Origin of the sequence: Butyricimonas sp. Marseille-P3923 (assembly GCF_900184685.1) — a bacterium.
Lineage (GTDB): Bacteria > Bacteroidota > Bacteroidia > Bacteroidales > Marinifilaceae > Butyricimonas > Butyricimonas muris.
In genome coordinates this window covers 1,041,175-1,062,875 of the sequence record NZ_FXXL01000007.1, presented here as the reverse complement: position 1 = coordinate 1,062,875, position 21,701 = coordinate 1,041,175, and the positions used below count along the sequence as shown (strand labels likewise).

Annotated in this window: 19 protein-coding genes; 14 read left to right on the top strand and 5 right to left on the bottom strand. The window is 48.6% G+C overall.

The genetic code is table 11. The features are described from left to right. The first annotated feature begins 184 nt into the window (after positions 1 to 184). A complete protein-coding gene (gene lipA / locus CS948_RS16000; protein ID WP_099292681.1) occupies positions 185 to 1,039 on the top strand; it encodes a lipoyl synthase in 855 nt (284 codons plus the stop codon). Positions 1,040 to 1,137: 98 nt separating this feature from the next. Then, positions 1,138 to 1,809, top strand: a complete 672-nt coding sequence (lipB, locus tag CS948_RS15995; protein WP_099292680.1) for a lipoyl(octanoyl) transferase LipB — start codon at positions 1,138 to 1,140, stop codon at positions 1,807 to 1,809. A 403-nt stretch (positions 1,810 to 2,212) separates the two neighbouring features. Here lipB and CS948_RS15990 read toward each other — a convergent pair whose 3' ends face one another. Continuing rightward, positions 2,213 to 3,361 (bottom strand): hypothetical protein, encoded by a 1,149-nt coding sequence (locus CS948_RS15990; protein ID WP_099292679.1) that lies wholly within the window; start codon positions 3,359 to 3,361, stop codon positions 2,213 to 2,215. A 704-nt stretch (positions 3,362 to 4,065) separates the two neighbouring features. Between CS948_RS15990 and CS948_RS21725 the strand changes: the two genes are divergently transcribed. The 8 genes from CS948_RS21725 (at position 4,066) to CS948_RS15955 (ending at position 11,388) form a co-directional block, all read left to right on the top strand. After that, positions 4,066 to 4,272 (top strand): hypothetical protein, encoded by a 207-nt coding sequence (locus CS948_RS21725; protein ID WP_176555084.1) that lies wholly within the window; start codon positions 4,066 to 4,068, stop codon positions 4,270 to 4,272. Positions 4,273 to 4,283: 11 nt separating this feature from the next. Further along, positions 4,284 to 4,751 (top strand): DUF3575 domain-containing protein, encoded by a 468-nt coding sequence (locus CS948_RS15985; RefSeq protein WP_255302044.1) that lies wholly within the window; start codon positions 4,284 to 4,286, stop codon positions 4,749 to 4,751. A 6-nt stretch (positions 4,752 to 4,757) separates the two neighbouring features. After that, positions 4,758 to 5,777: a DUF6562 domain-containing protein gene (locus CS948_RS15980; protein ID WP_099292677.1), complete on the top strand. Its 1,020-nt coding sequence runs from the start codon at positions 4,758 to 4,760 to the stop codon at positions 5,775 to 5,777. Positions 5,778 to 5,803: 26 nt separating this feature from the next. Beyond that, complete coding sequence (locus tag CS948_RS15975) at positions 5,804 to 6,868, top strand: DUF6562 domain-containing protein (protein WP_099292676.1); 1,065 nt, start codon at positions 5,804 to 5,806, stop codon at positions 6,866 to 6,868. 191 nt (positions 6,869 to 7,059) lie between these two features. Then, positions 7,060 to 7,746: a hypothetical protein gene (locus CS948_RS15970; protein WP_099292675.1), complete on the top strand. Its 687-nt coding sequence runs from the start codon at positions 7,060 to 7,062 to the stop codon at positions 7,744 to 7,746. 242 nt (positions 7,747 to 7,988) lie between these two features. Then, positions 7,989 to 8,747: a copper homeostasis protein CutC gene (locus tag CS948_RS15965; protein ID WP_176555083.1), complete on the top strand. Its 759-nt coding sequence runs from the start codon at positions 7,989 to 7,991 to the stop codon at positions 8,745 to 8,747. 85 nt (positions 8,748 to 8,832) lie between these two features. Next, a complete protein-coding gene (locus tag CS948_RS15960) occupies positions 8,833 to 10,596 on the top strand; it encodes an aconitase family protein (protein WP_099292674.1) in 1,764 nt (587 codons plus the stop codon). A gap of 9 nt (positions 10,597 to 10,605) precedes the next feature. Next, positions 10,606 to 11,388, top strand: coding sequence for a nitrilase-related carbon-nitrogen hydrolase (locus tag CS948_RS15955; RefSeq protein ID WP_176555082.1), 783 nt, complete (start codon positions 10,606 to 10,608; stop codon positions 11,386 to 11,388). A 63-nt stretch (positions 11,389 to 11,451) separates the two neighbouring features. On the opposite strand, the gene CS948_RS15950 is transcribed toward CS948_RS15955, so the two are convergent. The 4 genes from CS948_RS15950 to CS948_RS15935 form a co-directional block, all read right to left on the bottom strand. Next, a complete protein-coding gene (locus tag CS948_RS15950) occupies positions 11,452 to 12,144 on the bottom strand; it encodes an OmpA family protein (RefSeq protein ID WP_099292673.1) in 693 nt (230 codons plus the stop codon). Positions 12,145 to 12,292: 148 nt separating this feature from the next. Next, a complete protein-coding gene (locus CS948_RS15945) occupies positions 12,293 to 13,450 on the bottom strand; it encodes a porin (RefSeq protein ID WP_099292672.1) in 1,158 nt (385 codons plus the stop codon). 75 nt (positions 13,451 to 13,525) lie between these two features. Next, positions 13,526 to 14,587: an L-asparaginase 2 gene (gene ansB, locus CS948_RS15940; protein ID WP_099292671.1), complete on the bottom strand. Its 1,062-nt coding sequence runs from the start codon at positions 14,585 to 14,587 to the stop codon at positions 13,526 to 13,528. Positions 14,588 to 14,621: 34 nt separating this feature from the next. Further along, entirely contained in the window at positions 14,622 to 15,932 is a 1,311-nt protein-coding gene (locus CS948_RS15935; RefSeq protein ID WP_099292670.1) for an anaerobic C4-dicarboxylate transporter family protein, read from the bottom strand. 504 nt (positions 15,933 to 16,436) lie between these two features. Between CS948_RS15935 and CS948_RS15930 the strand changes: the two genes are divergently transcribed. From CS948_RS15930 to CS948_RS15915, 4 genes are all read left to right on the top strand, one after another. Continuing rightward, positions 16,437 to 17,636, top strand: coding sequence for a hypothetical protein (locus tag CS948_RS15930; protein ID WP_099292669.1), 1,200 nt, complete (start codon positions 16,437 to 16,439; stop codon positions 17,634 to 17,636). Positions 17,637 to 17,740: 104 nt separating this feature from the next. Then, positions 17,741 to 18,424: a hypothetical protein gene (locus CS948_RS15925; RefSeq protein WP_099292668.1), complete on the top strand. Its 684-nt coding sequence runs from the start codon at positions 17,741 to 17,743 to the stop codon at positions 18,422 to 18,424. Between the two features lie 405 nt (positions 18,425 to 18,829). Continuing rightward, the gene (gene gyrB / locus CS948_RS15920; RefSeq protein ID WP_099294593.1) at positions 18,830 to 20,788 is read left to right on the top strand and encodes a DNA topoisomerase (ATP-hydrolyzing) subunit B; all 1,959 of its coding nucleotides are present in this window, start codon (positions 18,830 to 18,832) and stop codon (positions 20,786 to 20,788) included. A gap of 96 nt (positions 20,789 to 20,884) precedes the next feature. Then, a complete protein-coding gene (locus tag CS948_RS15915; protein WP_099292667.1) occupies positions 20,885 to 21,448 on the top strand; it encodes a TIGR00730 family Rossman fold protein in 564 nt (187 codons plus the stop codon). Positions 21,449 to 21,701 lie beyond the last annotated feature (253 nt).

Sequence of the window (21,701 nt, the reverse complement as noted above, 5' to 3'; positions counted from 1 at the left end):
TTAACACACCCTTTTTACCACTATTTACTACTAACCCTAAAATTGGAACTACTTCGTGAGTCCACTTTTTTATAACCCATTTTTATTACTTAGTCACATTCAATAGATGCAGGAAATATAAAAAGGTTGCGTTGGGAGGAGAAAAAAAAGTATATTCGCGTTTGATTGTAAAAAATAAAGCGTTATGGCTTGTTGTAATAATAGACGTAAACCGGAATGGTTGAAAATTAAGTTACCGATGGGACAGTTGTCCACGGGAGTTTTAAACATCGTGCGAGGACATAACTTGCACACGATTTGCACGAGCGGGATGTGCCCGAACCAAGGGGAATGCTGGGGAGCGGGTACAGCCACGTTCATGATCGGTGGCGACGTGTGTACGCGTTCGTGTAAATTCTGCAACGTGGCGACAGGGCGTCCGGCTCCGCTTGACCCGCGGGAACCGGAGAATATAGCCAACTCCGTGAAGTTGCTGGAATTGAAACATGCCGTGATAACCTCGGTGGATCGCGATGATCTCGAAGATTTGGGCGCGGGGCATTGGGTGCGGGTGATCGAAGCCGTGAAGAGGGAGAACCCGAACACGACGATGGAAGTTTTGATCCCCGACTTTCAAGGACGGCGGGAACTGGTGCAACAGGTAATAGACGTCCGTCCGGAGGTAATATCCCATAATCTGGAAACCGTGCGGCGATTGTCGGATAGCGTGCGGAGCCGCGCGAAATATGATATCTCGCTGGAAGTGATCCGTCAGGTGAGCGAGTCGGGAATCGTGTCCAAGTCGGGTATTATGCTGGGGTTGGGAGAAACGCGGGAGGAGATATTACAGACGATGGACGATTTGCGTGCCGCGGGATGCAAGGTGATGACCATCGGGCAATACCTCCAGCCGACATCCGCGAACTTGGAAGTGAAAGAGTACGTGACCCCGGAGATTTTCGAGGAGTACGGGCGTATCGGGCTGGAAAAGGGATTCCGCCACGTGGAGAGCGGTCCGTTGGTGCGGTCGAGTTATCACGCGGAGAAGCATGTAAAATGAGTTCATAAAGTTCATAAGGTTTATAAAGTTCATAAAGTCTATTAAGATACCATGAACTTTATAAACCTTATAAACTTTATAAACCTTATAAACTGAACATGAAAAAGACAAAGTTTTTTGACTTGGGTACGGCAAGTTACATGCCGGTATGGAAGAAGCAGGAAGAATTGCACGAGCGGGTGATTGCCGCGAAGTTGCGGGGGGAGGAAACGGAAAACTACTTGCTTTTCGTGGAGCATAACCACGTGTACACGCTCGGGAAAAGCGGAAACGAGGCGAATATGCTGATCGGCGCGATACAGTTGCAGGCGGCGCATGCCGAGTTCGTGAAGGTAAACCGGGGCGGCGACATCACGTATCACGGTCCGGGACAACTGGTCGTGTACCCGATCGTGGACATGGCTAATTTCGGGGTGGGGGTGAAAGACTACGTGGAGCGTCTGGAAGAGGTCGTGATCCGTGTCATCGGGGAATACGGCATCCGCGGGGAACGGCTGGCGGGAGCCACGGGCGTGTGGATTGACACGGGTACGCCCCGTGCCCGCAAGATATGTGCCATCGGGATAAAGTGCTCCCGTTACGTGACCATGCACGGTTTCGCGCTGAACGTGAACACCGATTTGAACTATTTCAATTATATCAATCCGTGCGGTTTCGTTGACAAGGGGGTGACGTCCATCGCTAAAGAGCTGGGACACGACGTGCCGATGCAAGAGGTGAAAGACGCCGTGAAACGGTATTTCGTGGAATTATTCGGGATGGAATTTTAGTCGCCTTCGGCGATTGAGGAATTTTAGATTTGTGATTTTTAGTCGCCTTTGGCGAGTTGCAAGTTACAGGTTGCATTTGCCCTCGGCAAGTTACAGGTTGCTTCCCCCGCGTTAGGGACTGTATTCCAGCTCCTCCTCTATAAACAGAGGGAGAGCTAGTTACAGCCCCTAATACAAGTAAATTAACCTGCAACTTGCCAAGGGCAAATGCAACCTGTAACTCGCCGAAGGCGACTCTTTTAATCATTCAATTTAAAATCTAAAATCTAAAATCAAAAATCTCCCTCCCCTTTTTCCAATTTTCAATTTTCAATTTTCAATTTTCAACTTTCAATTGCCAACTGTTTCGTCCCGCTCTTTCCCTCGCCGGTGACGGCGATGGCGTAGAGGAAGCGGAAGCGTTTCAACGATTCCGCGGGGGGCGTGAACGCGGCGGGTGTGTCGGCGTGGCTCCCGTGTAGCGGCACGAGGTCGATGGAACGCACGCGAGGGCGGTCTTGTCGCGCGTGACGGTCACGTCGGGGATGTCGGCGCCGCCCGGGGCGTTATGGCAGCGGGGCACGGATACCCGCGACAGGTCGTGGAGCACGGCGACCGTGTACACGAGCAGGTCGGCAGCCTCCCATCCCTCGGGCAGGGTTACCCTGAAATTGCCCCTTTTGCCTCGTTTGCCGAGGGGGTGTAGCTTCACGCGGTCGTTGGCGGTGTTGATGATGACGGCGTACACGTCGTCGCGGGGGGTGATGTTGGGAGTTTCCCGTTTCTGGGCGGTCTTCACGAGGTGGACGGTGACCTCGCGGCGGGCGGGGGCGTCGTTGTCTTGCCCGGTGGCGGAGGGAATCTCCCTCTCGTCCACGGTGACGCGGACGAGGGCGTCGCGCACGGCGGCGGGTGGGTAGATGCAGGTGCTTGCCGACGATTTTTTGCCCTCGTGGAATTTCACGAGCGTGTAGATGAACAAGTTCGTCTTGTCCCACCCGGCGGGGATGGCGAACGAGGTGGAGCCCGACTCGGAACGGGCGCGGAGCGGTACGAGTTCTCCTTCCTCGTTGGTGCCGTCGAACACGTAGCCGTACGCCATGTCGTCCGGGTGATGCGTGCCGCTCGACGGTGTCGTGTCGGCGGTTTGCTCGAACACTATCTTGTTCGTTTCCGCGTCGATGGTGGCGGTGATGGCGACGGGTTTGATGTTGCCCGTGGCGAGCACCATTTCCCGGAAGTCGTACACGCGTTGCAGTTCTCCCCGCTCGTCGCGCACGGCGTCGCAGAGGGTTTTGGCGTTCTCTTGCATGAATCGCGTGGAGGGCGTTTCACCCCGTTTCCGCCCGGGCAGCCCGAGGCGAGTGACGTCGGTCACGAGCGGGGCGATATGCCCGGCGGCGCCGAATCCCTTGATTCGTAGGTCGCGTGCCTCTTCCACTTCCTTGTCGTCGAAGGTGGGGGAAGCCGCTTTCTGGTTGATACTCATTTTACCGCTCGGTAGCGTGCGGATGGTCTTGTCGCCGATGGTGCCGCTCATCTCGAGGGCGATGACGGATTTGAAGTCTGCCATAGTTGTAATTTTTAATAGTAGTTTTTTTGTTCGGTCATCCCGGCGTCTGCCGGCGGGGGATGTAAGTGCCTATCCTCGCGGCGGGATTGTCCCGTCGTTGATTCTGCAATATTACAATATTGAAAAATAGAAAACAAGAAAAAAACGAATTAATTTTAAATTAATTTTAATTAATCCAACAAATATTACAATATTGAATGTTAAAAATAATTACACGTTTTCATTGTCCGGCAGGAAACATCTCTCGACTCTATCTTTTTTATCCACATTCTGTTAAAATATTAACATTAGTATATTGCTGATACACATTGGTTTTATATTGTATTTCCCTCGCCTCCCCGGGGGCTCTTTTTGGAGGTCACCTGATGATCATCTGCTGATCACTTGCTGATGACTTGATATACTTAGGTCATCAGTAGGTTATTGATGGGTGAAAAAGTGTTAATAAAAAAGAAGGCTTCAAGGAGGACGCGAGAGGCATCCAAAGATGGTGTATTGTTGGAAGTTGTGTTCGTGGCGGGGAAATTATTAAACGATCGTTTAATGATACACAAATATATTAACATTTTTCGAAAATACAACCATATAGCCTAATTTTAGTTGATTTTAATACACAATTAGTTACGGGAATGACATCACTCGTGACAAATTCTCGATTTATCGTATCATTAAACGATGATTTAATAATAGAAATCGGCACGCGTATGAAAACAATAACCATAACACTCTTGTTACTCTTCCCGTTTCTGGCGTATTCTCGCGGGGGGACGTCGGGAACGGCAGTCGCGGACACCGCGGTAACGGATGCCGCTTGGGCGGAACGGGTGAGGAATCTCGAGGCACTGGAAATCCGGCGGGAACGCGGGTGGCGGGAATCTCTGGCGGCGTACGGGCGTCGTTCGTCGCGGTGAAGACCAACGCGGTGGCGTGGGCGTGGGCGGTGATGAACATCGCCGCGGAAGTGCGGGTAGGACGGCGATGGTCGGTGGAATTGCCCGTGGCGTGGAGCCCGTGGCACGCGGGCGGGAAGCACGCTGTCAAAACCTTTGCCATCCAGCCCGAGGCACGTTACTGGCTCGCGACACCGGGTGAAGGGCATTTCTTCGGCATGCACGCTCACGTGGGATGGTTCAACGTGAAGTGGAAGCGCGACCGTTACCAAGACGCTGGCCGTCCGCTCCTTGGTGCGGGTATAAGCTACGGCTACCTGTTGCCGTTCGGCGGACGCTGGGCGGGTGAGTTCACGCTGGGAGCGGGGTATGCCAACATGAAGCACGATACCTATTATAATATAGATAACGGCGCGCGGATAGATACCCGGACGAAGAATTACTGGGGCATCACCCGCTTAGGGGTGTCGGTGGTCTATCGCTTTAACCTTAAAAAGTAACGGCTTATGAAACGGAAATACACGATAGGATTTATCGCCCTTGTGCTGACAATCGTCCTTGCCGGTTGTGTACACGACTACCCGTCCATGACGGAAGACGGCGAAGAGGGCGTTGACCCCACGCTCGTTGAAGTCAATACCGAAGTGACGCTCGATATGGAGCTTGTCCCGCTGGAAATCGTCACGGGGAAGAATGCCCGCGGCGGGGAGCCGACGGGATACCGCCGCCGCTTCATCGTCGAGGCGTGGCGCGGCGGCAAGCCGGAATCCCGGCAGGTGACGGTGATGGATGATGCCGAAGACGACGGCGACGGGAAAATCACGCTGCCCGTCCGGCTGAAACTGCACGCCGTGGAATACACCCTCGCCGTGTGGACGGACCACGTGGCGGCTGGCACGACGGACGACCTCTATTACGACACCGGGGACTTGCAACGCGTCGCCTGCCGCGACCCCTACACGGGTAGCACCCCGTATCGCGATTGCCTCTACGGCACCACCGCCCTCGACTTGCGGCAATACCGCGACAAGTGGAACGCGAAGGTTCAGGTGAAAGTGGAGATGGCGCGCCCGCTGGCGAAGTACGAGTTGATAGCCACGGACGTCGCGGAATTTCTTGAAAGAACGGCACAGCAGCGTGCCCAAGGCGAAAGTTACACGGTCACGTTCAGTTACAGTTTTTACATTCCTGCCGTGTTCGATGTGCTGGCAGGCAAACCTTGTGAATCGTGGCCCGAAATCTCCTTCACCTTGCCGCTCGCTTTGCCCGAAGAAGGGGAAACGCTCCATCCGGTCGGTTCGGATTTCATTTTTGCCAATGGCGGCGAATCATCCGTACTGCTTACCATGGAAATACGGGACAGCCGGGGAAATCGGGTGTCGCGCGTGTCCGGCATCGACGTGCCCTACCGGAGAGGACACCTCACTACCCTGAAAGGAGCGTTCCTCACGAGTGAAATGAAGGGAGGAGTAGAAATCGACACCGAATGGGACGGCGAGGTAGAAATAGACATGGATAATTTATAGACCAAATTAAATATAAGACAATGAAAATGAAACAGAATTTTTTATTAGGCGCGATGGCTCTGGCAGGGCTGTTAGCTTCGTGCAGCCAGACGGAAATGGAAGAAGCGGCGAACGTTCCGCGAAAGGGAAATGAAGTAACCGTGACGGTAGCTCCGTCCGCGGATTTTACGCAACCGCGCGCAAGGGTGGAATCCAATCAGCAGTTGAGGTACATCGCCGAACTGTGGGAAGAGGATAAGACGACCAACCCCGCGAATCCAACGACGAAAAAACTGATTGCCCGCACCGAGCAGGTAGGCGCCGATGCAAACAAATTCACTTTCGACGTAGAACAGCAAGGTGATTATGTCATCCTTTTCTGGGCGGATTATATTGCCGCAGGCGGCTCAACGAGTGATAAGACGATAACGGGAGGTAGTGGCGAAAATACCTTCAGCGTTTCCTTCCAAGGATATGAGGATAAAGAATTTACAACAAATGGTAGTCGGGCATCAAAAGAAGGTTTACAAGGGGTAGAGATAAAGACGCTGTCTAGTAAAGAGGGATTTTACAATGGTACGCTTGAGGCTTTTTGTAGCAAGGTTGCATTTACGAAAAAAAACGATATTGTATCCCTTGACCAAGTCACTCTGAAGCGTCCGTTATGCAAATATATACTCAAAGAAAAAACTGCCGATTTATCAGAAATTTCAAAGGTAAATATAAAAACCATTAGATATTACTATCGATACAATGTGTATAAAGAGAAGACTACAGATTTCGGCCAGTACGATGGAGGTAGTATAGGTAGTAAGGCTATCAATATATTAAATTCTTCTGAGAAACAACTCTTTTCTTTCTATTCTTTTGCGGGGAAATCTGAAGGAACGTTATCCACGTATACTATGAAATTTAATTTTACAGCGAATGATAATGGCAAGAAATATACAGATGCCCAAATAGCCTCAAGTAAAATTCCTTGCCGTGCAAATTATATATATACCCTCTCCGGCTCGTTCGTGCAGGAAGACCTTACCGGGACGACGGTCAATGTTGATGTAACCTGTGATGAAGGAGGATGGACGGACGGAAGTAAGGATTTGAACAATTAATGCGCCATTCAGACATATCGCCGATAGCGAACCGAAACAAGGAGATGCACGGGGAGGGGGCGAGCGGGTTGACTTGCCCGTTCCTATCACGTGGACACCCGTGCGTCAATGCCCGGGTGTAGTCGGCAGCACGTTTATCCGGCAGTTTAGATTACAGGTACTCGCCCGCGGGCGACTAAAATTTTATTATCATGGATGCACGATTCGCGCCCCTTTTGGCGGGGCAAGTAGACAGGATACGGGTGGGCGGTTACACGTTTTTCATGCAAAACGGGAAGTTGCGTTGCTGCCTGTCGAAGCGTCCGGAATGCTCGGGCGACAACTGGGTGATGACGGAGGGGCGGGCGAGGAGCACGACGAATTTTTCCGGCAACCGCGTGCACGCGACACACGTGAAGGACGTGTACGAGGAGCTGCCGGTGTGGAAGTGCGGTTTCCGCGACCTCGGGATCACGGGGATGTCGTACGATAATTTCCGCCAGCGGGTGAACGCCGGGTGCTTGGGGCTGGACGGGAAAATCACGGATTTCCGGCATTTCAAGGCGAGCGTGGGGCGACTGTCGTTGCCCCCGGTGATGACGATGATGACTTCCGGCTCGACGGTGAATCTGTGGTGGAAAGACGACCGGAACGTCCCGACGGCACGCCCGACGGATTTGTTGCACGTGATTTTCGTGCAGGAACTGTATCCCGCCTCGCTGCAACGCGTCGTGCCGCTCGTCCTCCTGCCGGGCAATCCCCCGCTGGCGAGCATCCGTGCCGGCGGTTGGGCGGAGTTTACGCTGCCGGGCGGTGACGCGTACCACTTGTACCCTTTCTTCGGCACGGCGGATAACGACGGGTTCTCGCCGAACGAGTATTTTGATTTTAGATTTTAAATTTTAGATTTTAGATTGAACTCCTCCGTCCGCTTCGCGTCCACCTCCTCTATAAACAGAGGAGGTGCTGGGATACAGCCCCTAACGCGGGGAAAGCAACCTGCAACTCGCCGAAGGCGACTCTTTTAATCATTCAATCACAGAATTGATAGAACTAATTTCTTGAATTATTTGCAGGTTGTCGATTATTTCTTTATATTCGTGTTATGAAACGGATTTCGCGTTAAGAAGATTGTAAGGAAATGAAGAGAAATATCGAGGTTGAGGTTTGCACGTTTTCACTGGAATCGTGCGTGAATGCCCAAACGGCAGGTGCCGACCGGGTGGAGTTATGTGCGGCGATGTATGACGGGGGGACGACACCGTCGGCTGGGATAATCCGTATGGCACGGAAACTGTTGTCCATAGAACTTTACGTGATGATTCGCCCGAGAGGCGGGGACTTTCTTTATTCCGGGCAAGAATTTGAGTTGATGAAAGAGGAGATACGGCACGTGAAGGAGAGCGGCGCGGACGGTGTCGTGCTGGGAATTTTGAAGGCTGACGGAACGGTGGACGTGGAACGTACCCGTGAACTGGTGGAGCTTGCCGCCCCGTTGAAAGTTACTTTCCACAGGGCGATAGACATGACGCGGGATTTGAACGAGGCTCTGGAAGACGTGATTCGGGCGGGATGCTACCGGGTGCTGACCTCGGGAGGGCGTAACACGGTGGCGGAAGGACTGGAGCAAATAAGAGCGTTAACAAAACGGGCAGCCGGACGCGTACAGGTCATGGCGGGAAGCGGGGTGAACGCCGCGAATACACGTTCGTTACTGGACGCGGGGGTGGATGCCGTGCATTTGAGCGGCAAGAGCGGCAGGGATAGCCGGATGGTGTACCGTAACCCGGACGTGTCGATGGGCGGGGTGCCGGGATTGCCGGAATACGAGCAGTATTACAGCGACGTGAAGAAGGTTGAGGCGGTGGTGAAAGAAGCGAATCGATTCTGTGATTTATGATTTACGATTTTAGATTAAAATAACCATTCAATCATAAATCAAGAAATCATAAATCAAATAAAAGGGTAAACTAAAAGCGAAGACGATGTTGCGTACATTTGTAGAGAAAATATTAAACGCGGAAAAAGGAAGTGTCGTGGTTCGGGAACCGGATCTCGTGATGAGTCATGATAATTCGGCAAGGGTCAGGTTCCTTTTCGAGCGGATTCACGGGACGAAGGTACACGACCCGTCGCGGGTGGTAATTGTGCTGGACGGGAAAGCCTCCGGGCTGATGCACGAGTTGTCGTTCGAGTATAACTCGATACGGGATTTCGTGGAGGAACAGGGGATTGAACATTTTTACGATTGCGATAGCGGGATCGGTCACCAGATACTGGCGGGGCTGGCGCGACCGGGCATGCTGGTGGTCGGGTGTGATTCGCACACGGCGACGGCGGGAGCTTTCAACGCGTTTGCCTTGGGTATCAACAAGACGGAAACCGCGGTGTCGTGGAAGACGGGGAAAATGTGGTTCCGTGTGCCGGAAACGGTAAAGATCGTGTTGAGGAACCGTCTGCCGGAAGGTGTTCTGGCGAAGGACTTGGCACTGTGGATTAAAGGTGTCCTCGGGGAACTTGACGTGAACGGGCAGGCGATAGAATATCACGGCGAGGGCGTGGAGTCGTTGACGATAGATGACCGTATGACGATAGCCAATATGTCTACCGAAATGGGCGTGGTGAGTGCCGCGTTCCCGCCGGACGACACGTTGGCGGATTATTTCAACGAGCCTGCCGTGAGAGGTGTTTGGGCTGACGAGGGAGCCGTGTACGACCATTCGATAGAAATTGATTTGGCGAAAGTCTTTCCTTTGATATTCAATACCCGAAAAGGAGAGATTCGAAGCGTGGATGAATTGGAGGGTTTAAAAATACAACAGGGATTGATCGGGGCTTGTGCCTCGGGACGTTTGGAGGATTTGAGGCTGGTGTCGATGATTCTTGACGGGAGGCGTATCGCTGACGGCTTCCAGTTGTTCGTGGTACCCGCTTCAAGGGATATTTATTTGAAAGCGGTAGAGGAAGGTATTATTGACAAGATCGTGCACTCGGGTGCGATGGTATTGGGTTCGAGTTGCGGACCGTGCCTCGGTGTCGGACACGTTGCCTCGGCAGGGAACAGTCGTTTGATATCGACGGCGAACAGCATGTATATCGGGGGTGCGAATGCCTCCGGCGTGGAAAAATATATCGCTTCTCCCGCCACGATTGCCATGACCGCTTTACGCGGGGAACTCTCGTCGGTGATTCATTTCGAGGGAGCGCGTTATAAATACGAGGTAAAACCCGTTGAGCCGGTGATGTTGGGCGGCTATGATTATCGTAGGGTGAACGGGGTATGGAATTACGCGGACGTGGATAATATCTCGAGTAACCAGATTTTCGCGGAGAAATTGATGTACCGTTTGACACTGGAACAGGTGGAGGAGATCAAGCCTTACCTGTTCGCCGGGTTGGATAAGAATTTTGCCACGGACGCGAAACCGGGTGATATTATCATAGCCGGGGAGAACTTCGGTCGCGGACCGTTGGTGAAACACGCCGCCACGGGGTTGGTGGCTGTCGGGGTGAAATTGGTTATCGTGAAGTCGGTAAACCATGATTTCTATCGTATGGCGATTAATCACGGTTTGCTGATTCTGGTAGACTGGGCTATCGCGGATGCCTATACTTCCGGTGAATCATTGAAATTCGACTGGGAGAATCGGGTGGCGTATTTAAATGACAGAGAATACCCACTCCCGAGAATGGACAAGGAATTTAGTGAAATTATCGGAAAAGGCGGACTCGCGAAAGCCTTTTCATGATTTAAAGATATGATGCGACTGACGATTTTCATGTGTGTGTTGTTTTTTGTTGTATCCGGGTACGCCGGAACAAAGAGAGGGCAATCCTTACGGGTTGCCCTTATTCAAGCACACTTGCAATGGGGTGATGTGGACGGAAACCTGAAAGCGTTCGGGGAGAGGGTGGAGAGATGTGGCGAGGCGGACGTAATTGTGTTCCCGGAGTTGTTTGCATCGGGTTGCGAGATGAAGAAAGGAGGCGGGGATAAGAAAGCCGGGATTGCCGCCTGGTACGGGGATATACGTGAAAACTTGAAAGAGTGGGCGGTAAGTAAAAAAGCGGTGGTGATGGGTTCGACGATATTCGCGGAAGGCGATCGGTATTACAATCGGTTGATCGTGGCTTTCCCGGACGGGAAGTGTTTGTATTACGACAAGCACAACTGTTTTAAAAAAGGAGCTTTCTCGCCGGGAGAAGGGCAACTTATTTTTGATTACAAGGGATTCAAGATAGCCACTTATATTTGTTATGACTTGCGATTCGCTGAATGGAGCCGGAACACGACGGGGTACAACGTGGCGGTATACGTGGCGAATTGGCCGGCTTCCCGTCGGGAAGACTGGCAGAAGCTGTTGCGGGAAAGGGCTAAAGAAAATAAAGCTCACGTGATAGGAGTAAATTGCGCGGGTACAGATCCGGATGGATTGTATTATGCCGGAGATTCGGGAATTGTCGGCACGGACGGGGAGTGGATAGACCGTTGTGATGAAGGAAAAGACGAGATAAAGGTGGTGAGGATTTATAAAAACTAAAAGTTGGGAAGTAGCCTCAAGCTATCTCAAACTTTTAGTTTTTAACTTTTATCTTTTAGTTTTCTATTGTAATGTTCCTGCTTCTGCTTGTTTAATCATGTTGGCGTTAGCCGTGATGTATATTTCCACCCGGCGGTTTTGCGCGCGTCCCTCGGCTGTACTGTTGTCTGCGACGGGTTGGTCAAAAGCAAGTCCCTCGGTTGTGATACGGGCGCGAGAAATACCGTTGCCCACGAGGAAGTTGGCTACCGCGTCCGCGCGTTGTTTGGATACTCTTTCGTTTACTTCACGGGTACCCGTGTTGTCCGTGTGCCCGTAGATTGTAACATCCGTGTCGGGAGAGTTTTTGAGTGAATTGGCGAATTTCGTCAAAGCATCGCGGGATGAATTGCTTAATTGGCTGGAATTAGTGGCAAAAAGAATACCGTTGTCGAAAGTTACCTTGATCGCTTGCAAGTCATTGGCATCGGTAACTGTTTCTACTTTTGCTCCTTCGATAGCTTCCAGTTCTTTCTTTTGCTTGTCCATCTTCTTCCCGATCAAGGCTCCCGTTCCGGCTCCCACTGCACCGCCGATGGCTGCACCGATAGCCGCACCTTTGCCTTTACCTACCAAGGCACCGATGCCCGCGCCAAGTGCCGCACCGCCACCGGCACCGATGGCCGCACCTTTACCCGTGTTACTCATGGAAGCGCATCCGGAAAGAATGATACTTCCGCTCAATGCTAAAATGGTGAATAAATTAGTCCTTTTCATATGTATTTAATTTGAAATGTTGGTTTCACTCGTTAATTTCTCCGCAAAAGTAATACCATTTTAATAATTTCAAAATAAAGTGAAGATAAGGGGATAAAAAAAGAGGTATGTTACAGACACACCTCCTTGTTTTTTATAAACTAAAGTATCAGAACATCGGTAATTGATAGATAAACCCGACTTCTACTCTTTGCGTGTTGTAGTTGTTTTGACCGAGTACTTTAGCGCGATCGGTGAAGTTATAGCTACGTCCCACGAAAGTACAGAAGAAGTGCAAATTGGATTCCATCGGGTAGAATTCAACACCTGCCAAGTAACCGTATGAGGTGCGGTATTTACCTTTTTCTACATTTTCGGTAGCTTTGAAGATAGACGCGGTTTCATACATTCCTTTCATGAAAACGTTCCATTTCGGTAAGAAACGATAGTTTACCTTGGCTACCAATGACATGTATTTGGCGTTGAAAGCGTTGTGTTCATCTTCTAGTCCCACGATACCGGTCATGATACCTTTGCGGTCAATGTCCTCGTCGGAATACATGAAATCCACGAACGCGTTTACTTTCTTGGAGAAGGTAAAATCGTTACCTAACGCGTAGTAATACATTTGTTTGTCTTTTGCTTCGGACATAATGGATGCAGACCAACGGGTTTTGTAGAAACCGTCGAATAAACTACCGTTCCAGTTTATGGTATAAAGTAACGGGGCTCTTCCGTCTTCAAGGTTCTTTCCGTAAGTATCTTCAAATGAATTATTACGGCTATCCAAAATTTGGAATTGTATCTGATGATTATCATCAACTTGGTAAGCGATGTTCAATCCGGTCATGAAATTGCTCATGTTCTCGATCATGTCGCTATACTCGTAGATTTCAATAGGATTAAGGTCAAATTCAATACCTCCGTAAGCGGCACATTGTTTTCCTGCGAAGAAAGAGAATTGGTCGTTTAGTTTTACCCCGATACCGGCAATATCGATAGAGGTCGGCATATTGTCAATCGTACCGCTACCGTTATTACCGCGGTTCAAACGTTGCCGCCAGCGATAGGACAACCACGGGGTAATGTTACCTTTTGCCTCGATACGGAATTGACGCATCTTGAAAGCTGCTTCGCTCAATCCGTTCCTGTCATAATTGAAGCTGGCGTCGAATGACCCTTGCATATTCAGGTAGAAGTTGAACCAGTCGATTTTTTTCTCGACATTGCTTACTCGTTCAAAAAGTGTTTTTTCCTTGGGAGAGCTTTGCGCGAATGCACTCGCGCCGAACCCCATAACGACTATTAATATGGCTAATTTTTTCATGTTCTGCTTTATTATGGTAGAAGGTCGTGTCGTTATACGCGGCTACGACCTTCTACCTGTATTGTTTTCAGTTGGTTAGTATTCGTTGAAGTATTGTTGGATTTGTTTCCAGTCACTGGTTTTCGTCAACGCTAACATTAATAAAATACGGGACTTTTGGGGGTTCAATTCTTGAGAAGCGATGAACTTGTATTGATTGTCATCCACTTCTGCATCAAGGGTGGTAGGACCTGTCGGTACACGGGTGGAACGAACGATAAGAATACCTTTGTTCCGCGCATTAATCAGTTCCGGGAATACATTCTTGTGAATGTTACCGTTACCCAAACCGGCATGAATGATACCCTTGTAACCGCTGTTAGCCATCATTTTAACAACATCACCTTCCATGTTGGAGTAGCTATAAACGATACCTACTTTCGGAAGCGCGTTCAAGTTGGTCACGTCGAACACGGATTGGCTGGTGTGTTTTTTCAACGTGGCTTGGTTATAGAATACTTTACCGTTGTAGATGTAGCCGAGAGCCCCTGAGTTCGGTGCTTGGAACGTTTGCACGTCGATAGTGTTCATTTTAAGCACGCTTTGCGCACCGATAACGAGTCCGTTCATGGCAACCAGTACGCCTTTACCGATGGATTCTTTCGCTCCGGCAACAACTACGGCGTTGTAAAGATTCAACGGTCCGTCCGCGCTGAGGGCGGTAGAGGGACGCATTGCCCCGACAAGAACGACGGGTTTGTTGCTTTTCACTACCAAATTCAAGAAGTAAGCCGTTTCTTCCATCGTGTCGGTTCCGTGAGTGATGACTATACCGTCAATATCTTTTCTAGCCAATAATTTGTTGATGGTCTTGGCAAGAGTCAACCACACGTCGTCCGTCATATCCTGAGAACCGATTTTCACGATTTGTTCCCCGGTTACGTTAGCAATCTTTTGAATTTCGGGAACGGCTGAAAGCAATGTCCCGATAGCTACTTGTCCGGCAGTGTAATTTGTTCCGGTAGAAGAGGCACCTGTTCCGGCGATAGTACCCCCTGTTGCCAATATGTGTATGTTAGGCAACTTTTGTGCAAACGTTGTTGCAACAGAAAATAGCACCAAGGCTACCAGCAAACTTAAATTTCTAAACATTTTCATAACTTGTGTTTTAAATTTACTATAATATAGACTATTAGAAAATCTGAATAAAAAGCAATCCAAGCCCGACGGCTACAACCGTGGCAACGAGTCCGGGCATCATGAACGAGTGGTTCAGCACGTACTTCCCGATGCGGGTGGTACCCGTCCGGTCAAAGTTAATGGCGGCAACCACGGTGGGGTAGTTCGGGATAAAGAAATACCCGTTTACTGCGGGAAACATGGCGATTAGCATATAAGGCGATATACCCAACGCGATCCCGAGAGGCATTAAAGCGCGGACTGTTGCTGCCTGACTATACAGTAATATAGACATGACGAACAAGGCTATACCGAACAACCACGGCATCTGTCTTACGACTTCTTCGATGGAAGATTTCAATTCAGCCATATTGCCTTGCAGGAATGTATCACCCATCCACGCAATACCGAAGATTGCCACGACGGCTTGCATCCCTGCCCCGAACACGGAACCTTGCGCGGCTTTCAACCCGTCCGTGCGGGTTACCAGCAAGATAAGTGCCGCGGCAGACAGCATCAGAATCTCGATGATTGCCGGCATGTCCAGTAATACTTGGTTCCCGTCAATCATGAAGGAAGGGCGTAAGTTGTCGAATGAACCGAAAAGTACGATAAATACGGTAGCGAGTATAAACACGAGAACGGATAGACTTGCCTTCTTTTGGTTGGCCACGTCCTTTAACTCGTATTTCTTATCGGTGAATACACCTTCTTTCAAACGTTTTTGATATTCCGGGTCATCAACAAGCTCTTTACCCACCCGCATGGAGAAGAATGCCCCTACAAGCACACCGATCAAGGTGGCGGGAATCGTGATTTTCAGAATATCGAACAACGTAATATCGAAACCTGCTAATAGCCCGAGTAAGGCAACCGTGGCAGCCGAGATAGGACTTGCCGTGATAGCCTGTTGTGATGCGATGACCGCGATCCCGAGCGGACGTTCCGGTCGGATTTTCGTTTCTGTCGCGACTTCGGCGATAACCGGGAGCACGGAGTAAGCCACGTGTCCTGTTCCGGCGATGAATGTAAAGGCGTAAGTCACGAGCGGACTTAAAATAGTCACGTGCGCGGGGTTCTTTCTGAGTAAGCGTTCGGCGACCTTAACCATTAAGTCGAGTCCTCCGGCGGCTTGCATGGCGGCCGCGGCTGATATTACCGCCACGATCATGAGCATGACATCAATAGGAGGGGCTGTTGGTTGCAGTCCGAACACGAATGTTAAAATCCCCAGCCCGATTCCGCCCATAACACCCAACCCGACACCGCCTAGACGCGCTCCGATGATGATTGCTGTTAAAACGAAAGCTAATTGTAAAATCATCTCTTTTCTTTATTTTAATGTTTAATAATGCAATTATTCTAATTTCAACACCCATACTTTACGGTTTTCTTAACAAGAAGGTTTCACATTTTTATCAACAATTAGTTACAATAAAAGGTTTTCTCGTTAAAATAATAATCCGATAATAGATATTATAATGTTTAAAATTAACAAATGCATATAGTCAATTTGTATGCCAAACTTTTAATTTCTTATAAATAAATGATTGCTTTTAGGGCTTTATGGAAGGGGGTATTGAGCTAGAATAAAGATAGATAGAGTCTATGAGGTTTATAAAGTTCATAAAGTTCATAAAGTTTATAAAGTCACGGGTGTCCTTCGGACAAAGCTTAACGGCAGCGTGAGCTGCCGTGGGCAAAGCGCCCGCAGGGTCAATGAACTTTATGAACCTTATAAACCTTATAAACCTTATAAACTTTATAAACTCTACGTCCTTTCTATATTCATCCGAAAGTATTATTTTTGCTATAAATTTTGGAATATATGCAAGATCTGTACCTGTTTAATCCGGATAACGAGATTTCTGTTGCCAACGGCACCAATGGTTACACGCCGAAAGCGAATATCGCTTTGATGGCGGATAATCTTTCTTTTTTGATGGCGTATTTGACGGGGGAAGAGGATTACGTTCTGGTATCCCGGCTACCGGGATGTGATTTCTTGGAGAGAAGACAGGAAGTATTCGGTTTGACGTGCAAGCCGATTCTTTGGGATAGAGCGTGTTTATTGTCTTTTCGGGAAGTTCGCCCGTGGGGGTGGAGTCCTAGGGTACATAATTTACTGGGCGAATTGAAAACCCGTTGCGGTGAGCGATTCCGGCAAGGTGTTATGGCGGAATGGAACGATGAACGACGGGTGTTGTATAGCAGGCAAAAGGCTCGCGAATGTTTGGAGTTTATCCGGCAACGGTTACCGTTGGTCGAAGCGACGATCGTACCCCGGCAATGTTCTTCCTTGGATGCCATTCGGGAGATCACCGGCGAGGAAAGTGTAGTGGTGAAGGCACCATGGTCGTCTTCCGGGAAAGGTATATTATTTGTACCGCGGGGAGAGTTCACGAAGAAAGAAGAAGAGATTGTGTCCGGAATGTTGCATAAGCAAGGATTCGTGATGGTCGAGAAGCGTTTGAATCGAATACTTGATTTCGCCATGGAGTTCAAGATGGATAATGATTTTCAATTGCAATATTTAGGATTTTCCGTGTTCGAAACCGGTAAGCGGGGGGAATACGAGGGAAATGTCGTCGCATCGGAAAGCCGATTGCGGGGCATGATATCGGCTTACGCGGACGAGGAGGTATTGGAACGTGTCCGGGAACTTTTGACGGAAGCCTTGCTCGAACAGTATCGAGGGATATACACGGGATATTTGGGCGTGGATATGATGATTTATCAAGACGAAGAGGGACGATACCGGGTACAGCCATGCGTGGAAATCAATTTACGCTACAACATGGGGATTGTCGCTTTACAGTTACAACGGCATTTGGCGGAGGAAGCGGAAGGGCGTTTCTGTATTCGTTTTTCAGCCAAGGCGGGAGAAATCCGCGGTTCCGCGGAAGAGCGACGGAAAATGTTTCCGTTGGAAATTCATCACGGGAAGGTCGTTTCAGGGTATATCAATTTGACTCCGGTTGATGAAGAAAGTCGCTTCGTGGCAGAATTAATCGTGGAGAAAAAATAAACTTTGTAAACTTTATAATCTTTTATGTAGTAAAATAAAGAAAATTTTATTCTCTTTGTACTTGATAATGAATTACGGATCTGGCAATAAATAGGGGTTAGCATATGCACATGAAAATTAAGATCGAGGGTATTAAGGAACTTTTTATAGAGGATATCCTTCCTACCATGGAAAAGCACGGTTACCATTTTTTAAGGTCAAAGAACTCGTTTGTTCACGAGAACAGGGAATGGAAAAACGAGTGCAATCTGCGTTTCACGGATTGGGGTGACGATCATGTATCATTGCGAACAGAGTATTTTGTGACGAGCAAGAAAGTTTCCCGTTTGTTTAGCGAGGCAACTTTAGAGTCGGGATGTATGCCGACTTGTGGTGTGCTCGACGTGGGATGGGCGTATAAATATCTGGGGATTCCGTTGGAAGATAAGCCGTGGTTTGAAATGAGAATCGCCAAACTCGACTCTATCGTGCAGAAATGGATCGTTGAATTCGAGAGCGTGGGTTTGTCTTTTTTCAAGGAGATGAACGATTACGAGAAGTTGGAGAAGGTACTGGATATATATAACGTGTCCGGTTGTCCGGCTTTGTCGGTATGGACAGGTGAGCGCATTCTGCACGGGATATGCCTGCATTATATCAAGACGAGGGACAGGCGTAGGACATTGGAACTTTTTTCCATGTACCGGAAAAAGGTCGAGGGGATGGATTACTCGTTGATAAAAGACCAGTTTATTCGTTTGGAACAATATTTCAGGAATTTACCGGACGGTTTAAATCGGAAGTTGTGACGAATGTCTAGGTGTGGTCGTTTCGTGAAGTATTTTTGACCATCATGGCTAGCCTGTGATGGTCTTGTTGTATCATTATCTCTCGATTACCTGTGAAATATTTACATCACATTAATATAATATGTTTATATGTATTATATTATCTTGTAGTTAAATACAGTTAACGCATGGGAATCGGGACGTAATTGCGCGATGATATCCTCGCTCGAAAAAAAAGGGAGCCACGAGTTTGGGAAAGTTGTTTTAGAGGGTGAAAATATCTCGTTAAAAGTTCGATATTCCGGCATATTTTTACTATATTTGTACGTTTTGTGGAAACACAATGGAAATCTTGACGGAGAGGGATTTAGAGATATTTGAAAATATAGAAAACCATTAAATATGAGTGAAGAAATAGAGCAGAACATGAATGAAGAATTAGAGCCGATGAATAATGAGTATTCGGCTGACAGTATTCAGGTGTTGGAGGGGTTGGAGGCCGTGCGTATGCGTCCTTCCATGTATATTGGTGATGTGAACACGAAGGGGTTGCATCATTTGGTGTATGAGGTGGTCGACAACTCGATAGACGAGGCGTTAGCCGGTTATTGTAAAAATATTGAAGTAACGATTAACGAGGATGATTCGATAACGGTTAGTGATGACGGTCGCGGTATTCCCACGGGAATGAACCAGAAAGAGAATCGTTCCGCACTGGAGGTGGTGTTGACGATTTTGCACGCCGGGGGTAAGTTCGATAAAGGCTCTTACAAGGTTTCCGGTGGTTTGCATGGTGTGGGTGTGTCTTGTGTGAACGCTCTTTCTATCAAATTAACCGCCACGATTTACCGGGAAGGGAGTATCTGGTTTCAAGAATATTCCAAAGGTGTGCCTTTGGAAGACGTGAAGATTATCGGTGAAACCGATCGTACCGGTACGACGATTACTTTCAAGCCGGATGATTCGATCTTTTATGTAACGGAATATAAATATGATATATTGGCCGCCCGTTTGCGGGAATTGGCTTATTTGAACCGGGGTATTCGTTTGTCTTTGACGGATAAACGGGTGGTTGATCCCGACACGAACGAGTTTAAATCCGAAGTTTTCTATTCCGAAAAAGGGTTGAGCGAGTTCGTGGAATATCTGGATGCCAATCGTGAAAAACTGATTGACGAAACCATTCATATCACGACCGAGAAAAACGGTATCCCGATCGAGGTGGCTATGCATTATAACACGGAGTTCAAGGAGAACGTGTTCTCTTACGTGAATAATATCAACACGATGGAAGGTGGTACTCACCTTGCCGGTTTCCGCAGGGGAATCATGCAGACGTTGAAGACGTATGCCGACAATTCCGGTGCGTTGAGTAAATTGAAGTTTGATATTAACGGGGATGACTTCCGTGAAGGTCTGACTGCCATTATTTCCGTGAAGGTGGCTGAACCGCAATTCGAGGGACAGACGAAAACCAAGTTGGGTAACACGGAGGTGGGAAGCGCGGTGTCGCAAGCGGTGAGTACGGCTTTGGCGAATTATCTGGAAGAGCACCCGAAGGATGCCCGTTCAATCGTGGATAAGGTGATTCTCGCTGCACAAGCCCGTCACGCGGCTCGCAAGGCACGTGAGCTGGTACAGCGGAAAACGGTACTTTCCGGTTCCGGGCTTCCCGGTAAACTGGCGGACTGTTCGGATAATAACCCGGAGAACTGCGAGATATTCCTCGTCGAGGGAGATTCTGCAGGGGGTACGGCAAAACAAGGACGTGACCGTAAATTTCAAGCTATCCTGCCTTTGCGCGGTAAGATTCTGAACGTGGAGAAAGCGTTGGCTCACCGGGTATGGGAGAGTGAAGAAATTAAGATTATATTCCAAGCGTTGGGCATCACTATCGGTACGGCAGAGGACAGCAAGGCCGTGAATCTCGAGAAATTGCGTTACCACAAGATCGTGATCATGGCGGATGCCGACGTCGACGGGGCGCATATCGCTACTTTGATTATGACTTTGTTCTTCCGCTATATGAAACCCGTGATCGAAAGTGGTTATCTATATATCGCTACCCCACCTCTTTTCTCCGTGAAGAAAGGAAAAGAGCAACGTTATTGCTGGACGGACGAGCAACGTTTGCAGTTGATTCAAGAAATGGGAGGCGGAAAGGAGAGCAGTTTGCATATCCAGCGCTACAAAGGTTTGGGTGAGATGACCGCGGAGCAGCTATGGGATACGACTATGTCGCCCGAAGGGCGTATATTGCGTCAGGTGACGATAGAGAATGCTGCTGAAGCGGACCGTATTTTCTCCATGCTTATGGGAGATGACGTGCCGCCTCGTAGACAATTTATCGAGCAGAACGCCACGTACGCGAATATTGACGCCTAGGGTGTCAATGTTACAGGTTGCAGGTTGACAGGTTACAGGTTTGTGACTGTCCTGCAACCTGTAATTTTAGTATTTGATTTCTATATATCTGGTTTTATGAGAGTTTGTGTGTTTTGTGCTTCTTCTGAAAAGATGGAGAGCGTGTATTTCGAGGCGGCGGCCGAATTGGGGGAGGAGATCGTGAAGAATGGCTGGGAGTTGCTGTATGGCGGGACGAATTGCGGGTTGATGCGGGAGGTTTCGGACGCGGCGAAGAAAGCAGGAGGGAAGGTAACGGGAATTATTCCGCGATGTATCGTTGACCGCGGCGTGTCGGCTCAAGGGATAATGGAATTGATAGTTGCTCCCGATATGAAAGAACGGAAAAGTATGATGCGGGAGCAAGCCGACGCGTTTGTCGCTTTGCCCGGCGGATGGGGTACTTTGGAAGAAATCACGGAGGTAATTACCTTGAAACAATTAGGTGTTCACAACAAGCCGATTGTCTTTATCAACACGAATGATTTCTATGAATACTTTTTTTTGTTTATCAATAATATTCGAAAAGAAGGTTTTGTATCAAATGCTTACGATGGTTTGTACACGGTCGTGAATGATGTTGAAGAAGCCCTGGCTTATATTAAAAAATACAAGGCGAAAGAATTTTCAAGTAAATATTAGGAAATAGTTGTTTTTTTAATATTTATGGACTATATTTACAGTGCTAATATAGCGTATGAGTTGACTATTGTAGTGATACAAAAGTTTGGTTAGTTTAGTTTAGAATGTAAAGGGTGATTTTGGTCACCCTTTATTAATTTGGTGTGAAATAATATGATTTAGATTTTCGGTATGAACACGTGGTTGGTTTTAGTATTGTCCCCCTATTTAGGGGCATATTGAACAAAACTGTTTGTTTTTTCTTTTTTAATAT

What these genes read in the sequence shown, in the direction of transcription:
- CS948_RS15965 (WP_176555083.1), top strand. Translation starts at nt 7,989, where the DNA reads ATGAAGAGAAATATCGAGGTTGAGGTTTGCACGTTTTCACTGGAATCG.
- gyrB (WP_099294593.1), top strand. Translation starts at nt 18,830, where the DNA reads ATGAATGAAGAATTAGAGCCGATGAATAATGAGTATTCGGCTGACAGT.
- CS948_RS15960 (WP_099292674.1), top strand. Translation starts at nt 8,833, where the DNA reads ATGTTGCGTACATTTGTAGAGAAAATATTAAACGCGGAAAAAGGAAGT.
- CS948_RS15970 (WP_099292675.1), top strand. Translation starts at nt 7,060, where the DNA reads ATGGATGCACGATTCGCGCCCCTTTTGGCGGGGCAAGTAGACAGGATA.
- CS948_RS21725 (WP_176555084.1), top strand. Translation starts at nt 4,066, where the DNA reads ATGAAAACAATAACCATAACACTCTTGTTACTCTTCCCGTTTCTGGCG.
- CS948_RS15980 (WP_099292677.1), top strand. Translation starts at nt 4,758, where the DNA reads ATGAAACGGAAATACACGATAGGATTTATCGCCCTTGTGCTGACAATC.
- ansB (WP_099292671.1), bottom strand. Translation starts at nt 14,587, where the DNA reads ATGAAAATGTTTAGAAATTTAAGTTTGCTGGTAGCCTTGGTGCTATTT.
- lipA (WP_099292681.1), top strand. Translation starts at nt 185, where the DNA reads ATGGCTTGTTGTAATAATAGACGTAAACCGGAATGGTTGAAAATTAAG.
- CS948_RS15935 (WP_099292670.1), bottom strand. Translation starts at nt 15,932, where the DNA reads ATGATTTTACAATTAGCTTTCGTTTTAACAGCAATCATCATCGGAGCG.
- CS948_RS15990 (WP_099292679.1), bottom strand. Translation starts at nt 3,361, where the DNA reads ATGGCAGACTTCAAATCCGTCATCGCCCTCGAGATGAGCGGCACCATC.
- CS948_RS15915 (WP_099292667.1), top strand. Translation starts at nt 20,885, where the DNA reads ATGAGAGTTTGTGTGTTTTGTGCTTCTTCTGAAAAGATGGAGAGCGTG.
- CS948_RS15930 (WP_099292669.1), top strand. Translation starts at nt 16,437, where the DNA reads ATGCAAGATCTGTACCTGTTTAATCCGGATAACGAGATTTCTGTTGCC.
- lipB (WP_099292680.1), top strand. Translation starts at nt 1,138, where the DNA reads ATGAAAAAGACAAAGTTTTTTGACTTGGGTACGGCAAGTTACATGCCG.
- CS948_RS15945 (WP_099292672.1), bottom strand. Translation starts at nt 13,450, where the DNA reads ATGAAAAAATTAGCCATATTAATAGTCGTTATGGGGTTCGGCGCGAGT.
- CS948_RS15975 (WP_099292676.1), top strand. Translation starts at nt 5,804, where the DNA reads ATGAAACAGAATTTTTTATTAGGCGCGATGGCTCTGGCAGGGCTGTTA.
- CS948_RS15950 (WP_099292673.1), bottom strand. Translation starts at nt 12,144, where the DNA reads ATGAAAAGGACTAATTTATTCACCATTTTAGCATTGAGCGGAAGTATC.
- CS948_RS15925 (WP_099292668.1), top strand. Translation starts at nt 17,741, where the DNA reads ATGCACATGAAAATTAAGATCGAGGGTATTAAGGAACTTTTTATAGAG.
- CS948_RS15955 (WP_176555082.1), top strand. Translation starts at nt 10,606, where the DNA reads ATGATGCGACTGACGATTTTCATGTGTGTGTTGTTTTTTGTTGTATCC.